Annotated in this window: 17 protein-coding genes and 2 pseudogenes; 13 read left to right on the top strand and 6 right to left on the bottom strand. The window is 62.5% G+C overall.

Translation table 11 applies throughout. The annotated features are described in order from the left end of the window. The first annotated feature begins 3 nt into the window (after positions 1-3). A complete protein-coding gene (locus ABTV68_RS13805) occupies positions 4-1,374 on the top strand; it encodes an L-serine ammonia-lyase (RefSeq protein ID WP_433674282.1) in 1,371 nt (456 codons plus the stop codon). 79 nt (positions 1,375-1,453) lie between these two features. On the opposite strand, the gene ABTV68_RS13800 is transcribed toward ABTV68_RS13805, so the two are convergent. Next, complete coding sequence (locus ABTV68_RS13800) at positions 1,454-2,047, bottom strand: AAA family ATPase (protein WP_433674281.1); 594 nt, start codon at positions 2,045-2,047, stop codon at positions 1,454-1,456. Positions 2,048-2,057: 10 nt separating this feature from the next. Between ABTV68_RS13800 and ABTV68_RS13795 the strand changes: the two genes are divergently transcribed. Beyond that, positions 2,058-2,393 (top strand): hypothetical protein, encoded by a 336-nt coding sequence (locus ABTV68_RS13795; protein WP_433674279.1) that lies wholly within the window; start codon positions 2,058-2,060, stop codon positions 2,391-2,393. Here ABTV68_RS13795 and ABTV68_RS13790 read toward each other — a convergent pair. Together ABTV68_RS13790 and ABTV68_RS13785 are read right to left on the bottom strand one after the other, a co-directional pair. Continuing rightward, the gene (locus ABTV68_RS13790; protein ID WP_433674278.1) at positions 2,350-3,828 is read right to left on the bottom strand and encodes a Mu transposase C-terminal domain-containing protein; all 1,479 of its coding nucleotides are present in this window, start codon (positions 3,826-3,828) and stop codon (positions 2,350-2,352) included. The genes ABTV68_RS13795 and ABTV68_RS13790 overlap by 44 nt on opposite strands. A 14-nt stretch (positions 3,829-3,842) precedes the next feature. Next, positions 3,843-3,980: a helix-turn-helix domain-containing protein gene (locus ABTV68_RS13785; protein WP_433674277.1), complete on the bottom strand. Its 138-nt coding sequence runs from the start codon at positions 3,978-3,980 to the stop codon at positions 3,843-3,845. Positions 3,981-4,232: 252 nt separating this feature from the next. Between ABTV68_RS13785 and ABTV68_RS13780 the strand changes: the two genes are divergently transcribed. The 3 genes and pseudogenes from ABTV68_RS13780 (at position 4,233) to ABTV68_RS13770 (ending at position 6,590) form a co-directional block, all read left to right on the top strand. Next, positions 4,233-4,844, top strand: coding sequence for a LysE family translocator (locus ABTV68_RS13780; protein WP_433674276.1), 612 nt, complete (start codon positions 4,233-4,235; stop codon positions 4,842-4,844). A gap of 6 nt (positions 4,845-4,850) precedes the next feature. Beyond that, positions 4,851-5,489, top strand: coding sequence for a B3/B4 domain-containing protein (locus ABTV68_RS13775; RefSeq protein ID WP_433674275.1), 639 nt, complete (start codon positions 4,851-4,853; stop codon positions 5,487-5,489). Positions 5,490-5,688: 199 nt separating this feature from the next. After that, positions 5,689-6,590, top strand: a pseudogene (locus ABTV68_RS13770) (IS5 family transposase). Here the strand turns inward: ABTV68_RS13770 and ABTV68_RS13765 are convergent. Next, on the bottom strand, positions 6,587-7,762 hold the full coding sequence (locus ABTV68_RS13765; RefSeq protein ID WP_433674274.1) for a Gfo/Idh/MocA family protein: 1,176 nt from the start codon (positions 7,760-7,762) through the stop codon (positions 6,587-6,589). The pseudogene ABTV68_RS13770 and the gene ABTV68_RS13765 sit on opposite strands and share 4 nt — an antisense overlap. Positions 7,763-7,915: 153 nt before the next feature. Between ABTV68_RS13765 and ABTV68_RS13760 the strand changes: the two genes are divergently transcribed. Further along, positions 7,916-8,920: a Gfo/Idh/MocA family protein gene (locus ABTV68_RS13760; protein ID WP_433674273.1), complete on the top strand. Its 1,005-nt coding sequence runs from the start codon at positions 7,916-7,918 to the stop codon at positions 8,918-8,920. Positions 8,921-8,928: 8 nt separating this feature from the next. Here ABTV68_RS13760 and ABTV68_RS13755 read toward each other — a convergent pair whose 3' ends face one another. After that, complete coding sequence (locus tag ABTV68_RS13755; protein ID WP_433674272.1) at positions 8,929-9,588, bottom strand: FadR/GntR family transcriptional regulator; 660 nt, start codon at positions 9,586-9,588, stop codon at positions 8,929-8,931. Between the two features lie 158 nt (positions 9,589-9,746). Between ABTV68_RS13755 and ABTV68_RS13750 the strand changes: the two genes are divergently transcribed. Then, a complete protein-coding gene (locus tag ABTV68_RS13750; RefSeq protein WP_433677615.1) occupies positions 9,747-10,766 on the top strand; it encodes a lactonase family protein in 1,020 nt (339 codons plus the stop codon). A gap of 52 nt (positions 10,767-10,818) precedes the next feature. Here the strand turns inward: ABTV68_RS13750 and ABTV68_RS13745 are convergent. Then, a pseudogene (locus tag ABTV68_RS13745) lies at positions 10,819-12,055 on the bottom strand (IS3 family transposase). A 1,564-nt stretch (positions 12,056-13,619) separates the two neighbouring features. Between ABTV68_RS13745 and ABTV68_RS13740 the strand changes: the two are divergent. The 6 genes from ABTV68_RS13740 (at position 13,620) to ABTV68_RS13715 (ending at position 21,249) form a co-directional block, all read left to right on the top strand. Continuing rightward, positions 13,620-14,675 carry an ABC transporter permease gene (locus tag ABTV68_RS13740; protein ID WP_433674271.1) on the top strand — a complete coding sequence of 352 codons (1,056 nt, stop codon included), beginning with the start codon at positions 13,620-13,622 and terminating at the stop codon, positions 14,673-14,675. Continuing rightward, positions 14,672-15,568 carry an ABC transporter permease gene (locus ABTV68_RS13735; RefSeq protein WP_433674270.1) on the top strand — a complete coding sequence of 299 codons (897 nt, stop codon included), beginning with the start codon at positions 14,672-14,674 and terminating at the stop codon, positions 15,566-15,568. The genes ABTV68_RS13740 and ABTV68_RS13735 overlap by 4 nt, the downstream gene beginning before the upstream one ends. A gap of 68 nt (positions 15,569-15,636) precedes the next feature. Beyond that, positions 15,637-17,334, top strand: a complete 1,698-nt coding sequence (locus ABTV68_RS13730; RefSeq protein WP_433674269.1) for a dipeptide ABC transporter ATP-binding protein — start codon at positions 15,637-15,639, stop codon at positions 17,332-17,334. Then, entirely contained in the window at positions 17,331-19,067 is a 1,737-nt protein-coding gene (locus ABTV68_RS13725; protein WP_433674268.1) for a peptide ABC transporter substrate-binding protein, read from the top strand. The genes ABTV68_RS13730 and ABTV68_RS13725 overlap by 4 nt, the downstream gene beginning before the upstream one ends. 101 nt (positions 19,068-19,168) lie before the next feature. Beyond that, positions 19,169-19,879 carry an NAD-dependent epimerase/dehydratase family protein gene (locus ABTV68_RS13720; protein ID WP_433674267.1) on the top strand — a complete coding sequence of 237 codons (711 nt, stop codon included), beginning with the start codon at positions 19,169-19,171 and terminating at the stop codon, positions 19,877-19,879. A 452-nt stretch (positions 19,880-20,331) separates the two neighbouring features. Beyond that, positions 20,332-21,249: a M20 metallopeptidase family protein gene (locus ABTV68_RS13715; RefSeq protein WP_433674266.1), complete on the top strand. Its 918-nt coding sequence runs from the start codon at positions 20,332-20,334 to the stop codon at positions 21,247-21,249. The last annotated feature ends 242 nt before the right edge of the window (positions 21,250-21,491 follow it).

Below are 21,491 nucleotides of genomic sequence, written 5' to 3'. Positions count from 1 at the left end.
AAGATGTCATTCACGAGTGCGCGCGAACTCTTCACCATCGGCATCGGGCCCTCATCGTCCCACACCGTAGGGCCGATGCGAGCTGCGATGATGTTTCGGCTTCTGGCGGGTCAGTTCGGTGATGCCGTCGCCTCGATTCGAGTCGAGCTTTTTGGATCACTCGCTGCTACCGGAGCTGGTCATGGCACCGACGGGGCCGTGGTGCTCGGCCTCCTCGGTGAGGATCCAGAGACAATCGACCCGGCGCGCGCGGCGATTCGTCTCGACGAGGTGAAAACCTCGGGGCTCCTTGGATTGCAGGGAGAACGAAGGATCGAGTTTGAGCCATCCCGGGATATTCTCTTTCGCACTGGAAGAAGCCATCTCAAGCACCCGAATACTCTGGTATTCACCGCCGAGAACGCGCATGGCCAGACTCTCGGTCAGAGGACCTATTTCTCTGTTGGGGGCGGATTTGTAGTCGATGAATCTTCACGCAGTTCTCCGGAATCGACCGATGCGGCCGACATGCCGTATCCCTTCAACAGCGCGGCCGAGCTGCTCATGAGGTGCGCAGAAAGCGGGCTGTCGGTCGCACAGGTAGTGCGTGCGAATGAGCTCTCTCAAGCTGCCGAAGCGGCCCTCGACGAACATCTCGAGCGAGTATGGCATGTAATGTCGGAGTGTATTCGTAACGGCGTAAGCAGTACACAGAGGACGCTGCCGGGCGGACTGCGCGTTCGTAGGAGGGCCCCGCGGATGTATCGTATTCTCAAGTCGAAAGACGCGAGTGGTGATCCTCTGCACGCGATGGATTGGGTGAACCTCTACGCGCTAGCCGTGAACGAGGAAAACGCGGCCGGTGGGCGCGTCGTTACGGCGCCAACGAACGGGGCCGCCGGTGTGGTGCCTGCCGTGCTCTCGTACTACCGCAATTTCGTGCCTGGCGCCAGCGAGAAGGGGATCTCGCGATTCCTTCTTGCAGCAGCTGCCGTAGGAACGCTCTTCAGGCGGAACGCATCGATATCGGGTGCGGAGGTGGGCTGTCAGGGCGAAATTGGCTCGGCATGCTCCATGGCTGCTGCGGGTCTGGCCGAAGTGCTAGGGGGAACACCTGAGCAGGTCGAGAATGCTGCGGAGATAGCGCTGGAGCACAACCTGGGCTTGACCTGTGATCCGGTGGCTGGTCTTGTGCAGATTCCATGCATCGAGCGGAATGCCCTCGCGAGCGTGAAGGCAATCAACTCTGCGCGGATGGCTCTCAACGGAGATGGCAGCCACCTGGTGACGCTGGATCAGGCGATTGAAACGATGAGACAGACCGGCGCCGACATGAAGACGAAGTATAAAGAGACTTCGCTCGGCGGTCTTGCTGTCAACGTTACAGAGTGCTGACTCGAGATCTCCGACAGTTGCAGGCTGCCTCGGTGAAGCTTGTGAGCCCCATCGGTATCTGTCCGTGAGTTCGCGGCGGTTAGTGGCCGATCAGTAGCGCTTCTCTGGCGGCGTCGACCACCTCGGGGGTGAGTGTGGGGATGTTGTTGAGGCATTGGATGCGTTCGATCTGGGTGGTGAGGCGGTCCACGAGCCGGAAGTTGCCGGCGGTGATGCGGACGATCGTGGCGATCGCGGTGGCGTGGGCGATGCCACCGTCCGCTGCGTCGGCGGCCGCGGGGAGGCGGTTGGTGAGGACGGCGGTGAGTTCGTCGGGGGTGAGGGGTCGGTATTCGTGGGCGAAGTCGATGCGGCTGTAGAGCTGGGGGTAGCGGGCTAGGCGTTTCTCGATGCCGGGCATGCCGATGAGGATGACGCCGATGTGGTGGCGGTCAAAGTAGTCGCGCACTTGTTCGAGGCCTGTGGTTTTGAGGCGGTCTGCTTCGTCGATGATGAGCAGTTCGGTGCGGCCGGAGGATCGGGATTCGACGTTGACGTAGGGGTCGACGAGTCCGTGTTCGGCGTAGTCGAGTGCGTAGGAGATCGCTTGGCAGGCTCGCGGTAGGCCTACGTCGATCTGTCGAACCGTCGCGGCGCCGGTGGGGGTGAAGATCGCGGTGCGCGCTTCGAGCACGCGTGGGGGTATGGGGCCCGAGGTCGTCTGTGACGAACGCTTGCCATTGTTCCCAGTCGTCGGCGCCGGCGTAGTGGCGTGCGGAGAGGGTCTTGCCGACGCCGGGTGGTCCCCAGCAGAGGCCGATGCAGCGATGGGCGCGGACGGTGTCCGCGAACTCCGTGAAGCGGCGGTGTTCTCGGGTGCTGTGGAAGAGCGGCAGCTCGGGGCGGGGCGGGGCGCTGTCGTTGATCTCCCCGAACTCGCCGGTGAGGAAGCGGCGTCCGTCATCGCCCTTCTGGGAGATGAGGGTGTGCTTGGGATTAATCGGTCGCATAGAGCCGGAGTCCGTGTCTTGGTGGAGTGAGTTCGGGTGGCGCCGACGCCGACGCCGACGCCGACGCCGACGCCGGCGCCGGCTCCGGGTCAGTGGTCTCGGTGGGCGGGAGGTAGCGGGTGTCGTCGGGGAGTGCGTCGGCGAGGCTGCGACGCTGGCGGAGTTGCTGCTTTAGCGTGTGGCGGCGCTGCGCCCGGGCGGTCTGGAGCTGTTCGAGGGAGATCTCGTCGGCGGCGAGTTCCGGGGCGATCGCTCGACAGAGGAACGCGTCGTTGAAGTAGACGCGAATCTCGCCCACGTCGCGCGGGTTGAAGCGCACGGTGACCTGTTCACCGACGTACGCGGCGAGGACGGGTGACACATAGCGGGTGGAGGCGAACTGGATCCCGTCGCGTTGCACCTTTCGCGTCGTGGCGGCGGTGAGTAGCAGCAGGTCGAGCTCGTCGGAGCTGGCCGGGGTGCGCGGGATGAACCCGGACGCGGCCCACCGGGTCGCCGGAGCTTCGCGGGTCTCGGAGTGCGGCCGCGCGTTGTACTCCTCGACGATGAACCGCTCGAGGATCGCGTCGAGCTGCTCCATCGTCAGCACCGGAGGAGATGTCGGCGTGCCATTGGTGCCATGAGGGATGTGTCCGGGTAGGTGCGGGAGAAGTTCGGTGGTGATCGTGCCGTAGAACCGTTCGATCTTCCCGCGACCCTCCGGAACACCGACAGGGGAGTGGATCAGACGGACGTGCATGTCCAGGCACACCCGCTCGAGCCGAGCCGAGGTGAAGTCGGAGCCGTGATCGCTGTAGAGCACATCAGGGAGGCCCATCACGGGCCACGCCGGGTTGGTCTTACGGTTGATGGCCTGATGCAGGGCCAGAGCGGTGCGCTCCGCGGTCGGTGCGCCAAGGAAGAGCGAGTAGCCGGCGACGGCGCGAGAGAAGTCATCGAGCACGGTCGTCAGCCACGGCCGAACCGGTTCCCCCTTTCTATCGAGGATCGCGAGGTCCAGGAGCGTGTGGTCCGCCTGCCACTGTGCATACGGTCGAGATGCGGTGCGGCGGTAGACCAGCTCGAACCGATCTCGGCAGGCGGCTTCGCCGTGCTGCGCCAGGGTCCGCAGTCCCGGGTCGATCCTGGCGATCACCGCTCGGACCGTGGAATAGCTCGGCGCGGGGACCCCTCGATCCTGAGCGAGCCCACTCACACGGCGGTGGATGAAGGCAGCGGTCGGTTCCGGGTGTCGTAACGCCAACGCTTGGATCGCCTCGACGATTTCCTGCGACGTGCGCTGTCGCCCCTTGTCGGCGCGCGGAAGCCGCTCGAGTCCAGCGCTGGTGGGGCGGATCCGGTACTGCTGCGCCCACCGGCTCAGGGTCCGCGCCGGGACACCGGCTGTGGCGGCGAGACGGGTCCAGGGGACTCCGTCGTGTTGGCGTAGGAGAGCGAGTTTCGCGTCGACCGTCCACTGCGCCATCGCATGTCACCGCCTCACGCGGGCCCGGTGTCCTCGGTGAGGTGGCGGTAGATGGTGCCGCGGGAAACACCAAACGTCTCCGCAATCTGCTGCACGGTGTAGCTCTTCTGCTCATACATCGCGCGTGCCTGCTTCGCCTTCGTCGGCGTCATCTTGAACCGCCCGCCCCCCCTTGCGGCCACGGGCGCGTGCCGCGGTGAGGCGCGCGGTACATAGGTCTCGGACACGGCCTGTGAAACACAGACACGCCGTTTCGCGATTCACGCGCTGCGGTGTTCCATGGACGACCGATCGCGAGAGGCGCGGCCGAGGCCGCAGAACGATGTCGCCGGCCCTCGCGCGGGTTACGGGGTGCGTCGCAAACACGGTACTGTGCGGAAGCAACGACTCTCGAAGGAGCGACGATGAGCATTGCATTCCTGCTGACCACTCTCGTGGTGGTCGCCACCCCCGGCACTGGCGCCGTCTACTCGATCGCTGCGGGCCTGTCCCGCGGCACTAAAGCTGGCATCATCGCCGCCTTCGGATGCACCCTCGGTGTCATCCCGCACATGGTCGCCGCGATCACAGGACTCGCCGCGATCCTCAACGCCTCCGCCATCGCGTTCCAGACGATCAAGTGGCTCGGCGTCGCCTATCTGCTTTACCTCGCATGGCAGACCCTTCGCGACAAGTCGATGATCGACGTCGACGCGAACACCGCGCCCGTCTCCTTCTGGCGCGTCATCCGCGCCGCGATCCTCATCAACCTGCTCAACCCGAAGCTGACGATTTTCTTCTTCGCGTTCCTCCCTCAATTCGTTCCCGCGGGCGAGGCCAACGGCACCTGGCAAATGGTCTGGCTGAGCCTCGTCTTCATGGCGCTGACGTTTGTCGTGTTCGCCCTCTATGGGATCTTCGCCGCGACGATGCGCAACCAGGTCATCACCCGCCCCAAGGTCATGGCGTGGCTGCGCCGCACCTTCGCCGCCACGTACGTGCTCCTCGCCGGCCGACTCGCCCTCCAAACCCGATAAGCGTCAATGCACTTCACCCACGATCCGGCCCTCCGTGCCGAATTCCCTCAGCTTGCCGTCGCGACCCTGCGACTCGACCGTGTCACCGCCGCACCTGACGTCACCGCCACGGCCGCCCCCTTCCTCGAACGCGCATCCGCACGACTGGTCGACCGATCCGAGAGCGAGCTACCCGAGATCGCTGCCTGGCGCCGTGCATACAGTCAGATGGGGCTGAAACCCACCCAGTACCGGTGCGCGTCGGAAGCGCTGCTGCGACGCTTCAAGAAAGACGGCGAACTGCCCTCGATCCATCCTCTGGTCGACCTCTGCAACGCGGTATCCGTGGCCTATGCGATCCCCATCGCGGTCTTCGACCTCGACCACGTAACCGGCGACCTCACCGTGACGCACGCAACCGGCACCGAGAACTACCTCAGCTTCGGTGGAGCCACCGAAACACCCGAACCGGACGAGGTGATCTTCCGCGACGACGCGGGCAACGCTCACGCTCGGCGCTGGGTGAACCGGCAAAGCGCCCTCTCCGCGATCCGCTCCGAGACGGCGAGCGTCCTGATCGTCTCGGAGGCGATGCACGACACCGCGGCCGCCGACGTTGACGCCCTCCGCGCCGAGCTGACGGATGCCCTCGCGAGGCACTGGTAAGCGGAACGAAACCAACGATCCTTGAACCAAGGCCGACCCCGGGTTGGTTTGCTCGCCGGGCCAGCCCACACGAGGCACCGGCTTCGGACATCATCCGACGCGAGAAACGCGCCACTTACCTCCGCGGTTCACAGCGCTCCGCTCGGGAGCTTGGCCGTGTCTGACAACGGTTGATGGCGTGGGGTGAGAGTCTCGACGGGTGTCACGGTTTCAGATGCTCTCGGATGCTTGGTGGTCGTTGATCGAGGGGATGTTGCCGCGTCCGACGGGTCGGCCGGGCCGGCGCTTCTCTGATGCCCGGACCATGGTCGAGGGCAAGGTGTACCGATACCCGGGCCGGGATCGCATGGCGGCATCTGCCCGAGGTGTCCGGGCCGTGGCAGACGGTGTGGACCTGGCATCACCGGATGGCGTCTGACGGAACCTGGGATTGGGTGCTCGGCAAGGTCACTGCTGCCGCGGACGCGGCGGGGATGGTCGACTGGTCGCTGTCGGTGGACTCCACGATTGCCCGCGCGCATCAGCACGCGACGAACACGACCCGCCTCACAGGGGGCTGGATCGAACTACACGAATCCGCGCGTCGAGCCGCCTGACCACGGTATCGGTCGCTCCCGTGGCGGGTTGTCGACGAAGATTCACCAACTCGTTGACGGCAACGGGCTCCCGCTGGTCACGCTCATCGGCCCGGGGCAGGCAGGTGACTCACCGATGTTCCTGCCGCTGATGGCACAACGGCGGGTCGGCCGTCACACCGGCAGGCCTCGGACTCGCCCCGATGCGATCCGAGGCGACAAGGCGTACTCGTCCCGCGCGATCCGCGGACACCTGCGCGCCCGCGGGATCAAAGCCGTGATCCCCGAGCCCGACGACCAGAAGGGCCGCCGCAAGCGCCGCGGATCACGCGTCGGCAGGCCGGTCGGACTCGACGCCGCCGACTACCGCAACCGCAACCGGAACGTGATCGAGCGCGGATACTGCCGAATCAAGCAGTGGCGCGGCCTCGCCACGCGGTACGAAAAGCACGCGGTGAACTACCGCGCCGCCGTCGTCCTCAACGCCATCATCGCCTGGACCAAGGCATTGTCAGACACGTCCTAGTCGGCGAAGTAGCTGACGTCTTCTTGGCGCGCTGGCGGTACCTGCCGTGGCTCCCCTCCTGATCGGAGTGACTGCGTGGCAGCCTCCGCCGCAGCCACCGCATATCGTGCTGCGATCGGGGACGTTTCGACTGGTCCGCCCGATCGAGCGAACCCAAGGAACTCGTCCATGATCCGCGCATCGGCTCCGCCATGACCACCGGGCTCGGGGTGCACGGGGACGACAAGGTCCGCTGGCTCATACCCGTAGTGGCGCTTGTTCCAGACGTTGATGACGGTGCCTTCTTCGACATCACCAATGTTCTCGATACGGCCCTCGGTGCCGATGATGGTGTAACTCCGCCAGTAGTCTGGTGAGAAATGGCATTGCTGATACGACGCCATTGTGCCGTTGTCCAGAGTCATGATGACCATGGAGGAGTCCTCGACGTCGACTACGGGGTTTAGCTCGCGCAGCGCGGCTGGAGGCCAGGCCGAGAGCGGATTGTCGTCCAGTCGCCACGGAGTCTCGACATCCTCGACAGAGCGGCGAGGGTTATCGCCGTAGACCATGAGTTGCCCCATCGCCGCCACCCGTGAGCTGTAGCTGCCCATGAGCCAGTGCAGGATATCGATATCATGAGCTCCCTTTTGGAAGAGTAGGCCGGACGAGAATCGTCTATCGGCATGCCAGTCGCGGAAGTAGTAGTCGCCTCCGTGCCCGACGAAATGCCGACACCATGCAACCTTGGGCTCTCCGATCGCTCCGCTGTCAATGATCTCCTTCATTGCTCGCACAAAAGGCATGTGCCGCATGTTGTGCCCGAGGTAGAGACGCCCGCGGCTGCGGCGGGCCTCGTCCAAGATCTGGTCGCACTGTTCCGCCGAGATCGCCATGGGCTTCTCGAGGTACACGGCGAGGCCGGCCCGCAACGCGGCGATCGAATGCTCCACGTGCAAGTGATCTGGAGTCACGATGAGGACTGCATCTATGTCTGCGGCCAACAGTGCTTCAAGGGTCGCATGGGCGGTGACTGGGAAGCCAAGCTCTTGGCCAGCGTTTCGCGCTGCGTCCTGATCGATGTCGAAGACGTCCGAGACAACCGCTCCCAATCCCGGACGATGTGCGACCTTCGTTAAGCTGCGGGCGCGCATGCCAAACCCGACGAGGCCGATCTTTACGTCGTTGCTCATTGATCCACTTTCTCTCAGACAGCGGTATAGTCTAAGCATAGGGCCTAGGTCCTATGCTTGGGGCGTAGGATGGGGTGGCTTGCGCCATTGGCTGCGCGAACCCTCGCGCGGCCGACCTGCAGCTCCCGACCGTCCTGCTTGAAGGAGATATATATGTCCATCCGAGTAGGGATCATCGGAGCCGGCGACATTGCAAGGGTGCATGTTCGGGCAATTCGTGCCGCCGGAGGGAACGTCGTCGCGGTCTCGGCTCTGAGCGAACGAGAGTCGAAAGCGTTCGCGCTGGAGCACGACATTGAGCTCGCCTTCGAAGGTGCGGAATCTCTCCTCGAACGCGTCGACGCAGTCGTCATCGCTACTCCGAACGGGGAGCATGCTGGCCAGACAATCGCGTCTGTCCGGGCTGGGGTCCCCGTGCTTTGTGAGATACCCGCAGGAGTGTCGCTCAACGAGGCTGTGGCTGTTAAAGACGAAGCGGAACGCTCAGGCGTGACCGTGATGGTGGCGCATACACTCAGGTTTCTCGAACCGATGCAACGCCTACGAGACGACATCGCGAAGTCTCGCTTCACGCCACGGCATGTGATCCTCCGGCGAACAACGATGCGCCGCACGAACGCAGGATGGAGCGGTCAGCCTCGCGCGTGGGTCGACAGCATCGTTTGGCACCACGGTGCACACCAGGTGGATTTCGCGCTGTGGCTGTTGCAAGGGGAGCGGGCTGATCTCACAAAGATCACAGTCCACGGATCGGTCGGATCTCAACGGAGCATAGCGGGCCAGCCGCTCGATCTGGGAGCGGTCCTCGGCGTGGAGGATGGCGGGCTCGTCTCGCTCTCGCTCTCGTACAACTCTTCCAGGGACGTCGAGGACGCGCTCATCATAGGTGACGAGCGGACCTACGTCTTTTCTAACGGTCAACTGCGAAGTACGTCGGCGTCAGAGCGAGATTCGTTTTCGAGACACATTTCACCCGGCGTACAGAGAGACGTTGAAGGATCACCGGCGTCGAGGCTGGATGACCTCAAGAAGCAAGCCATCCGGGCCCAGGACGCCGAGTTCTTGCGCGCAATTTCTGAAGGGCGGCAACCGCGAAGTTCCATCAAAGATATTCTGCCCGCGATGCACGTTCTCCAGGCTCTGGTACAAGAGGGATGATTCCTTCGTTACGCCCCCGCGGACGTCGACCGCGAGTTGCGTTCAAACTCCCGCTGCACTCGATCCAGATGCGAGCGCATGGCTCGTTCCGCTCGCTCGGGATCGCCGTTCTCGATCGCGTCGACGATCTCCCGATGCTCCCGGTGACTCCGTGCGTGGTCTCCTCCCGTGCCTTCGGTCATCTCTTGGCCGCGCCGTCGCTCCTCTGCCAGAAATGTCGCCACCGAATCGAAGATCGCAGCGAAAAAGCGATTCCGTCCGAGCGTGATGATCGCCGAATGCAGCGCCAGGTCTGCGTCGACACGCCTCTCCAAGATCGTGGCTTCTTCGGACGCAGTCAGCATCGCGCGAAGGGCCTCGATCTCTTCAGCCGAGGCCGCCGCTGCGGCGCGGCCGGTCGCGCGCACTTCAAGAGCCTGTCTCAACTCGATCAGCTCATCGAACGAGCCCAAGCCGTCCTCGAGTGCAAGCTTGAAGTAGTTCTGGATGGCAAGCGGTCGTCGCCCGATGACCATCGCAGGCTTACCCTGCTGCGTACGCACGATGCCTTGCTGGCTCAGGGCACGAAGCGCGTCACGAACGACGCGCTGGCTGACTTGGAACTTATCCGCCAGAGTGGTCTCAGAGGGAAGAACCGCACCATCCTCGAGTCCGTCGGAGCGGATCATGCCTCGAATCTCATCCGCAACTCGGGCGCCAAGCAAAATCTTGTCGCCGCGCGCCTTCGATGGCGAAGGCGTTCGAAGAGCATTCATAGGTGTCCCGTCGTCAAGCCATCATTTACGACCACGTTTCCAATCTACCTCAAGCATCGGTCCTAGGTCTGATGAACCGACTATATGTTGCCTCAGCGAGTGAGTACGGTTTTCCGGATATATCGTGCACCGTGACCCGCGCGGGGACTGTAACGAGCGTTCGATCTTGGTCCGGGGCCCATTCGCCTCTGTACGCGCTTGCCCATCCCACCCGAGCCGTTGTATACCTCGCGGAGGCGCGGGGTGCGGTCAGAGTCATCGGTCACAGCGGCGACTCCGAGCAGGTATTCTCCACCGGGGGAGAGGCCCCGTGTCACCTTGCTGTCGACGTCACCCGCAACACGCTCTACAGTGCGAACTATGCAGGAGGCTCCATATCCGTATTTCGTCTGGACCCTGGCGGCCACATCACCCGACGACTTCAAGTTCAGCGGTTTCCCGGACGGGTGCATGGGAGTCTCTCCAAACCCCACCACATCGCACTTGAGGGGGGCGATGGAGGCGCCTTGCTGGTCGCAGATCTCGGACACGACGCAATCCTCCGGATCAAGCTCAAGCCAGACGGCACGCTAGGTGCGATAACGAAAGCTGCGGATCCCGCGATCCAACCCCGCGGCCCCCGCTCGCTCTCGCTAGACCGGTTCGGTCACCTGTGGTGCACGGAAGAGAAGTCCGCCACCGTCAGTCGGCTGCACATCAGACACTCCGACACTACCGGAAGCTCAGGAAGTTCCTTCGCGGAATGGACACACACGTGGCCCGCAAGCGATGCTACGTCTCGATCTGTGAACTATCCCGGGGATCTCATTCACTCCCAGAACGGTCGATATCTCTACGCGGCGAATCGCGGCAGAAACACCATCACGGTGTTCGACGCTGATCTAGAACGTTTGGGGCCCGTACGCGAGATCCCGTGCGGTGGTGCCTGGCCGGCTTCGCTAGCATCCGACGGGGCTTTTCTGTACGTTGCGTGCCGCGAGTCGAACCTCGTTAACGTCTTTGCCATGGATGCCGATCAGGGTCTCCTTGATAGCCCCGTTGCTGCGATTCGAGCGGATCGTCCGACTGCTCTTGCGCTAGTCGATGTCTGACAGACGCCAGGCGTGTCCGATTGCTCCGACTGAATCGGCCTGACTTTCGTTCCTATCGGGAGCCTTGTCTGGCGGGTGCCGGATTGGCTGATTCACGGTCAGCGTAGTACGCGTCTTCGACCTCGGCGGGGGTGCGCATGTCGAGCTCGCCATGGAGGCGGGAGTTGTTCCACCACCACACCCACTCGAGAGTCGCGAGCTCGACCTGCTCGACCGTCCGCCAGGGTCCGCGTTGGCGGATCAGCTCGGTCTTGTAGAGGTTGTTGATCGCCTCGGCCATCGCGTTGTCGAAGGAATCGCCGACGGTTCCGCTGGACGGAACCGCCCCGAGTTCTGTTATCCGGTCGGTGTAGACCATCGCCATGTAGCTCGACCCGTGGTCCGAGTGATGGGTCAGACCGGTGAGGTCGCCACCCGCGTCCCACGCGGCCATGTCGAGCGCCGGCATCGGCGGGATCTCGGCCTTCAGGGTTCCCGCGACGTTCCAGCCGACGATGCGTCGGGAGTAGACGTCTGTGACGAACGCGACGTAGGCGAACCCGGACCAGGTCGCGACGTAGGTCACCTCGCAGACCCAGAGCCGGCGCGGACCGTCAGCGGCGAATCTGCGGTTCACGAGATCCTGCGGCACGCCTGCGCCCGATCAGTCTTCGTTGTGAACACCCGCTTCGACTTCCTCGCGCCACGCACCCCTACCAGTCGCATCAGGCGTTCGGTCTGGTCGCGGCCGACGCCCCAGCCCTGCCGCCACATCAGCGCGTGCATCTTCCGTCGCCCGGAGACGCCGTAGTTCTCCGCGTGCAATCTCGCGATCTCCGGGACGAGCAGCTCGTCTCTCAACTGCCGTGCCGATGGCACACGGCTGGACGCCGCGCGGTACCCGCGCCCGGTGAGGAACCCTGGAACTGCCGGTCTCAGGACACGGCAGATGAGCTCGACCCCGAAACGATCCCTGTGCTCGTTGATGAACCGGATCATCTCGGTCAGGGGCGGTCGAGCTCCTTCGCGAAAAACACGCTCGCAGCCTTCAGGATCTCGTTCGCCTTGCGAAGCTCGGCGTTCTCGTTCTGCAGCCGCTTGATCTCCGCCGCCGCATCGGTGGTCACATCCGGCTTCACGCCCGCGTCGACCTCATGGCGGCGCTGCCGGAGCCGCAGCATTTCCGGGCTCATCCCGAGCAGCCCGGCCACGTGACGGACCGCGCTCATCATCGTCGGGTGCGACGGTCGCATCTCAGTGAGCATCCGCAGCGCGCGCTCACGCATCTCCGGCGAGTACCTCCTGTTCATGATGTTCCATCCTTGCTTGAAGAACGGAACGAAGGTCAGGCCGATTCATGGTGCTGAAGTTCGTAGTGTTCGCCCTCTACGGGGTCTTCGCCGCGACCATGCGAAGTCAGGTCATCACGCGGCCCAAGGTGATGGCGTGGCTGGGCGCTCCTTCGCGGCCGCGTATGTGCTTGTCGCCGGCCGACTCGCCCTCGAATCCCGATGACCGTCGATGCGCTTCACCCACGGTCCGACCCTGCGCACCAAGATCCCCCAGCGCGCCGTCGCGACCCTGCGAATCGACGGTGTCGCCGCCGCACCCATCCACCCAATACCGGTGCGCGTCGGAAGCGATGCCCCGATGCCTCAAGAAAAGCGGCGAACTGCCCTCGATTCATCCTCTAGGTGACTTCGGCGACGCGACATCGGTGGCCTATTCGATCCCCATCGCGGTATTCGTCCTCGCCACGTAACCGATGACCTCACTGTGACGCACGCAACCGGCACTGAGGACTGCCCCAGCTTCGGCAGAGCCACCCAATCCTCCGATCAACCGGGCGAGGTGATCTTCAGCGATGAGGCGGGCAACGCGTGAGTTGACGAAGCGCCCCTCTCCGCGATCCCATCTGACACTGCCAGCGTTCTTCTTGTCTCCGAGCGATGCGTGACACCGTGGCCGCCGACGTCGACGCACTTCGCGCCGAGCTGACTGATGCCCTCGCAAGGCACTGGCAGCCGGTGCGAAGCCGACGGCTCTAGCGCCAACGCCAAGGCGCGCAAGGCTTCGGTCCGCGCATTGGTCCAGCACACTGCCCGGGACGCCGGTTCGGACAAAACTCGGGGGGGGGGGGGGGGGGGGGGGGGCGGGGCGACACTCACCTCGGCGATTCACGCTGATCGCCCACGCGCTCGTGTCTGGCCCGGGCGACGTCGGCGCGATCTGCGCAGCTGAGGGCGACAGTGCGTAGAACGACGATCTCGCCGCATCTCGGGCCTCGAACAACGCAACGTCCTCGATAAGGCGAGCGGACCGCGAGCTAGCCTTGCCGGCGAGATCCCCCGCTGACTATGTCCGCTCGATGTGAGACCGGCCTGTCGTGGGTCCCTGCCCTGCTGGGGTCGACTGATGCTGCCGTAGTCAGCCCGGAAGTGCCGGCGCGGACGCCACGTTCCTCGTGGCCGAGGAGCTGCGCACCCCGGCCTTGTTGCCCAAAGGCCGCGCGACAGCAGCAACACGTCACAGCCGCAAGCCCTGGGTCATTCGTGCGAACGACCGTCCCCGGTTCTGCTCACCCTTGCCTTCCCGGCGAGCATCGGACTCTAGCCTGCGTAGGCAATCGTAACACCGTCGTAACCCGACACACTTGACCTAGGACCTATGTGCTCCTAGCTTGGTGATGTGGGAAAGCGTCCGATACCCGCGGGCCGCCAAAGAACAGCACCTAGACAGTCAGGGAGGTGCGACGATGCATCCCTGATCCGCAAGAGGATACGCAGCGCGGTCTACAAGAGGCGAAACTGCCAGACGGTGGCCTGGCAGGAAGGCAGATGTGACTAAATCACCCATAGTCGAGAGGAGCGAACATTGATCCGCTACGCCCTTGCACGGGCTGCCCGCCTGATCGGGTCGCTTGCCGCAGTATCTCTGATCACCTTCGGACTGCTCCAACTCGTGCCAGGGTCGTTCGCTCAGCTATCTCAGCTCGGCTCGACTTCGCTCGGCTCGGATTCGGTCGATGCGGAGGCATCCGCGAACCGGGCGAACGAAGTTCCGGCTTGGTTGCAATACCTCACCTTCATGAGGGGGTTCGTGACATGGGATATGGGGCCTTCATATAAGTACCCGCAGAACTCGGTGGAGAGCTTGATCGCGGATGCCCTCCCGGTTTCGCTCACCCTAGCTACGCTCGCGATAGTTCTGACACTTCTCCTCGCGGTCCCCATCGGCGTCGTTGCCGCCCTGCGCAAAGGAAAGATTGTCGACACCGGCACAATGTTCGTCGTGACGCTTCTTCAGGCTCTACCGGGGTACCTCCTTGCGCTACTCCTGGTTCTCGTCTTCTCAGTTTGGCTGAAAGTGCTACCCCTTCGAGGGTGGGAAAGCCCCGCTAATCTCGTGATCCCGGTTATCGCGCTAGCTGCGTATCCCACCGCGATCCTCGCCAGATATGTACGATCTTCGATGCTGGAGTCCCTGCGCGAGGAGTATGTCACGGCCGCATTGGCGAAGGGCGGAAAACCAGCAACGGTTGTGGTGCGACACGTGCTTCGCAACTCCCTCATTCCTCTTGTGACTGCGGTAGGTCCGATCTTCGCAGGGCTGACGGTCGGTACTGTCTTTGTCGAAGTGCTCCTGGGCATTCCAGGTATCGGGCGGCTGTTTACCTTGGCTGCTCGGACTCGCGACATGCCCCTTCTCATGGCCACAACTCTTGTATTCGCGGCCATCCTCATGATCGTTAACCTCCTCGTTGACCTGGCGTATGGGTTGCTCGATCCACGCATCCGGCATGCGGAAGTAGCAGCGCGCAAGCGTGCCATCGGTCGCCGCAGCATTGATGCCCCCTCGCCGTCGCCTGGACGGTCACCGGGGATTGACGTGACTTCGAATGGAATTTCAAAGAGAGGCGCAGAATCGTGACCGGCACCCTTATCCGGCCAGGGACAAAAGTCGCATCGCGTCCTCGGGGCGAGTTCAGCCGTGGATGGCTCCGATTCAGGAGGCAACCGCTCGCGATGGGCGGGCTCGTATTCATCGCCATTCTGGTCCTAGTCGCGTTCTTCGCGCCCCTCCTCGCGCCGTATTCATATACCGAACAGGACTTGCTCGCGCGTCTTCAGCCACCGCTATCGCCCGGCCATCTTCTTGGGACGGATGAACTGGGAAGAGACGTTCTTTCCCGACTGCTATACAGCCTCCGGACGGCTCTAATGATCGGGTTTGGCGCCGAGGCGGTCGCGCTTATCGTAGCGCTCATAATCGGTCTCTGGGCTGGATATCGCGGTGGCCGCGTCGACCAGATACTCGGAGCGTTCATCGACATTATGTTCGCTTTTCCTACTTATTTGTTTGCTGTCCTGTTGGTGGTCGTCCTCGGTCGGTCGCCACTGTCGATCATCATTGCAATCGGCATCGCATCATGGGTGACTCAAGCCAGGCTGGTTCGTGCCCAGGTGCTAAGGATAAAGAACTTCGAGTTCGTTGAGTCTGCGAAAGCGATCGGCACGCCCGGTCCTGCCATCGTCACGCGCCACATCCTGCCGCTCGCGGTGGGCCCGTTGCTTGTGGCAACGAGTTTTGGGATCCCAGGTGCGATTATCGCGGAGTCCGGTCTGGCACTCCTTGGTTTGGGCGTCGCGCCGCCTACGCCGTCTTGGGGTGGGATGATTCTCGACGGCTACACCTACGTTCTCTCAAGTCCTTACCTGATCGCGGCTCCGGTATTCCTCCTCGCATTAACAACCCTGGCCTTCACCTGGGTTGGCGACGGGCTCAGGGACGCGTTCGATTCGAATGAGGAGGGTGGGCAGTAATGGAAACGTCACGCACACGTACGCGAAACTCGGAACGGGGGGTTGATCTACCCACTGAGAAGGCGCCGTTGCTCGCAATAGAGGACCTTTCGGTGCGGTTCACGAATGAGGGCGAAACGACGACGGCAGTTCATTCACTCTCGATGACTCTTGAGCCAGGGAAGGCCGTCGCTCTGGTCGGTGAATCTGGTTCCGGCAAGACCGTGTCCATGAGATCGATCCTCGGACTTCTCCCCGGAAACGCGCGTGTCGAGGGTTCGGCGCGGCTCGCCGGTAGAGAGCTCCTATCTCTCAGCCCAACCGAACGTCGTCGCGTACGGGGCAACGAGGTAGGCATGGTGTTCCAGAACGCACTGACGGCATTGAACCCGACCCGCACTTTGAAAGTGCAGCTGACAGAACATCTGGCGTGGCACAAGATCTGTAGTCCTCGTGAGGCGACAGCCCGTGCGATTGAGGCCCTTCGACGTGTTGGGATTCCGGAGCCTGATCGTCGAATCAATATGTACCCCTTCCAACTGTCAGGCGGGATGAGGCAGCGGGCGACCATTGCGATGGCCATCGTCACGAATCCGACAGTTCTCATCGCTGACGAGCCCACGACGGCCCTCGATGTAACAGTGCAGCGACAAGTCCTTGATGTGCTCAAGCAACTTCGAAACGACGGTCTTGGCATCGTGATGGTGACCCACGATCTCGGGGTAGCACGCTATTTCTGTGATGACGTTGTCGTGATGCGACACGGCAGGGTCGTGGAAGCCGCGCCGGTACTCAGGTTCGTCACCAATCCGAGAGCTGACTACTCCAGGGCGCTTCTGGACGCATCGCCGGAGATCACAACCACCACGAACGCTCAGGAATCGGCTCGATCTACGCACGAGCGCGGCGAAAGTGACATCGTGCGCGTTGGCGGTGTGAGTAAGACATTCCAGGGCAGGGGTAGGAACGTAATACAGGCAGTAGCGTCTGTAGACCTTTCTATTGCGCGTGGTGAGACTGTCGCTGTAGTCGGAGAGTCCGGCAGTGGGAAGTCGACGCTCGCGCGGATGGTCATGGGGCTCATTCCCCTCGACGAGGGGGCCATCACCGTCGATGGACTCGACATCGCGAAGCTGTCGAGAGCGGACACCCGACGGTTCCGGCGCAGGACACAGATGGTCTTCCAGAACCCATTCGGGTCGTTGCTTCCACATCGCAGCGCGGCTGACAACATTGCGGAACCGATGCGTGTTCATCGTGTGGGCTCCAAGCAGGGACGGTACCTGCGCGCTCTCGAGCTTCTGGAGTTGGTCGGATTGCCGGCCAGCCGCGCAAGTGACTATCCGCGTCAGTTCTCGGGTGGGCAGCAACAGAGAATCGCCATCGCACGTGCGCTCGCACTCGAACCAGCTCTACTCATCTGTGACGAGCCCACTTCAGCCCTGGATGTGTCGATCCAGGCTCAGGTCCTCGACTTGCTCGAAGAGCTCAAGACGAGACTCAATTTGTCGATGCTCTTTATTACACACAACCTCGCGGTTGCACAACGAATGAGTGATCGCATCGCAGTGATGCGGAGAGGGCAGATCCTCGAGTCGGCTGCGAGCGATGAGCTGTTTCGAAATCCTCTTCACTCCTACACAGAAGCGCTCATCGCGGCAGTCCTACCGCTTCGCTCCGACGCGCTTCCCTCGCAGAACCCCGTTGATTTGGAGACAGACTCCGGACAACTTGAAGAAGTCGCCCCTGGACACTGGGTGCGCATCAATAGGAAGGATCAGCAGTGAATCACAAGAACAGAAAGGGCTGGCGACGAGCTTCAATCGTTGTAGCCGCGGGAGTTCTGATTGGCGCCTTGGCGGGTTGTAGCTTTGGCGGCAGTTCGGACGATTCAACCACCACCAGCGATTCCATCCGAATTTCGATGCTTCCCGTTTCAACGCTGGATCCAGCGATCGCCGGAAACTCGTCGTTCGGACAGATCATGATGATCGGGCTTTGGGAGGGGCTGGTCGTCGTTGATAAAGAAAATCCGCTTCAGGTCGCGGCTGGCGCAGCTGAGTCTTGGGAGGTCTCCGACGACGGCCTGATCTACACATTTCATCTCCGCGAGGGGGCGAAGTGGTCAAACGGTGACCCCGTAACGGCTGCAGACTTCGAGTGGAACTTCAAGCGCATCCTCACTCCAGGAGTTGCAGGCGAAGGCGCTCCGTCCTATAACTCGGCCATCGGCATCTCAGGCGCCGCGTCGTACCTCAGCGGCGCCACCGACGACTTCTCAACAGTCGGGGCCAAGGCGGTTGACGAGGGCACGTTCGAAATCACTTTGGACAAGCCGAACGCCGACCTCCTCATTCAGCTCGCGCAGTACTGGGCGCTCCCGCTGCATCCCGGAACTGTTGAAGAGTTCGGCAATGACTGGGCGAAGCCCGAGAACTGGGTAAGCAATGGTGCTTACACGTTGTCCAGCTTCACCGTAAACCAGGGTGCGACCATGGTGCGTAACGATGAGTATTGGGACACTGGCGAATACCCAATCAGCGAGGTCGATGTCACCTTTAACGATGGCGGGACGACAGCTGACCTCCTGGCATACCAGCAGGGGGAGCTCGACATCACCGGACGAATTGAGGACGACCTTGATGCTGTGACATCGTCAGATGTGGGGTCAGAGCTCGTGAGCTCACCCACGAACCAAGTCCGTCAGCTTGTGGCCATGACGAGTGAGAATACGGTTCTCGAAGACGTTAGGGTGCGCCAGGCGCTAGCGGAAGCGATTGATCGCGAAGCCGTGGCTGCGGTCGCCCAGCCAGCGGTCGCTGGTACCTCACTCGTACCCGCCGCTGTCAAACAGAGCAGCGATTTCGCGCCCATTCCGTCCGACGTTGACAGTGCGAAAGAGCTGTTGGCCGAGGCGGGGTACGAGGGCGGAGAGGGTATGCCGACTATCACCCTGCTCGACTATCAGCGAAGCCCTTGGGTTGAGGCGGTCGCGCAGATGTGGCGTGACAATCTTGGACTAGACGTTGTCATCGACGTCCAAGAGGTGGGCGTCTATGGAACGAAGCGGGCAGAATTGCATGGAGCGGATTATGTGGGTTTCTATGTCCAGACCGGCGCTTTCAACCCCCCCACCCTCCTCTCGAACGCACTGATTGCACGTGTCTCGGCGCCGGCACTCGACGGGATCAATATGCTCCAGGTTGACGCCGCGAGGGAGTATCTCGCGGCGAAGGAAGGCGGTGCGGACGCCGCTGCGCTCGACGCGATCGTCAATTCCGGGCGTCTGCCTGAAAATGCAGAGGTCATCACGCTGACCGACGCTGCACTGTCGGAAACCGACCCAGAAGCCCAGCTCAAGCTGCTCGCTGAAGCTCAGAAGGCTCGGAACGCGACCTACAACACGATCCCTGTGCTGTGGGGCGGTTACAACCTCCTGGTCAAGCCGACCGTCAAGAATCTGGAGCCCTGGTACTACGGCTCCGTGTACACGCTCAAGGGCGTGAGCGTCGAGAACTGACGAACTCAGCAGCCGCGTCGTGCGGTCTACCGAGGGGTTCGGTGGACCGCGCGACGGGGAATTGCTCAGCTGAGCGCTTTCAAAGTGAAGGAGGAGCCCTAATGAGGATCCTTGCTATTGGGGGAAGCGGTGACGTAGGACGCCTCATACTTCCACGACTGGCGGGGCGTTTCGATCTCAGAGTCTTCGATCTCCGAGAGCCCCCCGACACCGCCAGTCTCGAGTTTTGTCGCGGTGACGTTACCGACTTCGACGCGGTGCGTGCCGCTGCGGACGGCTGCGACGTGGTGATGTATATGGCAATGGGAGCAAAAGCCGGCTGGAATACGACCGCGACGTGGGCGGCCTCCCAGTTCGATGTCAACGTGAAAGGCGTCCACACATCCCTCAACGCAGCTGCTGAAGTGGGATGTTCAAAGGCTGTGCTAGCGAGCTCCATGTCAGTCTTCGATGACTACCTGGACCCTCGACAGCTTTCGCTTCCGCCCGCCGCCTCAGATGTGTATGGTCTCACAAAACGACTGGGGGAATTGGCTGCTGAGGCGGTTGCAGTCAGGACCGGGCTAACCGTCAACATTCTCCGCCTAGTCGGTCCCATGGCGGACGATGAATGGATGGCAGCCCGTGATTCGGTTCACTCGCATGTCGTAACGGCTGGCTCTGATGTAGCGCGTGCGTTCGAAGCTGCGGCGCTCCGCCAACCGCATAGCGGAGCGGCGACTTATGTGATCGCGGGCGATTTCGATCATCAAGCGCTCGACCTTACTCCGGCGCGCGACCACCTCGGGTGGGTGCCGCTCGCACGGAGGTGAGACGGATTACCGCAGCCAGAGGCCGCGGGTGCGCGCGGACCGCCTCACCGGGCCGATTATGGTGACGTGCAACGCGCGCAGCGAGATCGAAGACTGGCCTTTGGTCTTCAGACGAAGATCCAACTGACTGGAAAAGGACGCGCGTGTTTACACGTGACCTCAGGCGATTGCGTCGGCGTTTGCATCAGATTCCCGAGTTTGGCCTGGATCTACCTGCGACGCAAGCAGCAATCCTAGAAGACCTCGAGGGTCGGTCTGGATATCCAGACGGGCAAGGCTCCAGCTCCGTCACGGCCGTACGTCGCGGGAGGAAGCAACATAACGATGAGGCACGAATAGCCGTTCTGTTGCGTGCAGATATGGATGCACTTCCGATCACGGAGACGACGGGATGGCGGTAGGCTTCGACGAGTCCTGCCATGAATGCGTGCGGCCATGACTTGCATATGGCTATGCTGATCGGAGCGGCGCGCCTACTCTCGGCGCGAGTCGCTGAACTCGAGGGCGATGTAGTATTCGCATTCCAACCCGGCGAGGAGAACTGGGGTGGCGCGAAGGTCATGCTTAGCGAAGGCCTCCTTGATGCCGCGGGGGTTCCAATCTGCGCGGCGTTGGGGATTCACGTTTTCGCTGCCGATTTCGTTTCCGGGACCTTTTCATTTCGACCGGCTCTCGTTATCTCCGCACCTACGGCGTTCGATGTCACATTCAGGGGAGCCGGTCGTTACGGATCATCACCGCAAAAGGCGGTTGATCCCATCCCCGCGGCTGCTTCGTTCGTGACATCGCCCTACACGGCGTCCACCCGAACGTTCGGGATGCACGATCAAGCAGTCGTGACGATCGGGCATCTTGCTGCCGGGGACGTCGGCAATGTCATCCCAACGACCGCGACGATCCGCGGCACAGCCCGTTCCGTGGATCGCTCACTGCAAGAGAGGATGCGGAGACTCATAGACCGGGTCGCGGACGGTGTCGCACGGGCCCACGGCGTCGAAGTTGACGTCGATCTCGAGGACGTCACTCTGCCTGTCATCAGTGATGATGAGGAGACAGCTTTCGCGATGCGCATCGTGGCCGACGCTTGCGGCGAGGATCGCGTCGCCCTCCTGCCACTCCCGAGCCCCGCATCCGACGACTTTTCGTGGATCCTGGATGAGTTTCCCGGGGTCTTCGCCTTCCTTGGCGCCGGAGTAAGCGACGACCATGAGGGTCAAGAACCAGACAATCACTCGCCGAACGTTAGATTCGATGATTCGGTCGTCACGATAGGGGCTTGGTTCGAAGCGGAGTGGGCCTTGAAAAGACTCCGATACCGGCCCCCGCTAGCAACAATGCCAGCAGCCGCCGCTCGACTATCTGTGCGCTGAGGAAAAGCCGGCTCAGCGAGATGGGGGACTTTCGAAAGAATGGTGCATCTGTGACTGGTCTGACGGGAAGGACGGACAATGGGCCAGGCCGTCGAGAGATCGATCGTGCGACCAGTGTGATCATCTCGATGAAACAGCGGGCCGAGCAGATGCTCGCATAGGGCGCCAGCCTCGTCGGGCCGGTCGGCCCGCTGGGCAGGTGACAAAGCCGGCGCTGGAGACGCGTGACTCTGTCACTCTGA

Origin of the sequence: Microbacterium gorillae, assembly GCF_050990725.1 — a bacterium.
Classification (GTDB): Bacteria; Actinomycetota; Actinomycetes; order Actinomycetales; family Microbacteriaceae; genus Microbacterium; species Microbacterium gorillae_A.
This window is presented reverse-complemented; position numbering and strand designations above follow the sequence as displayed.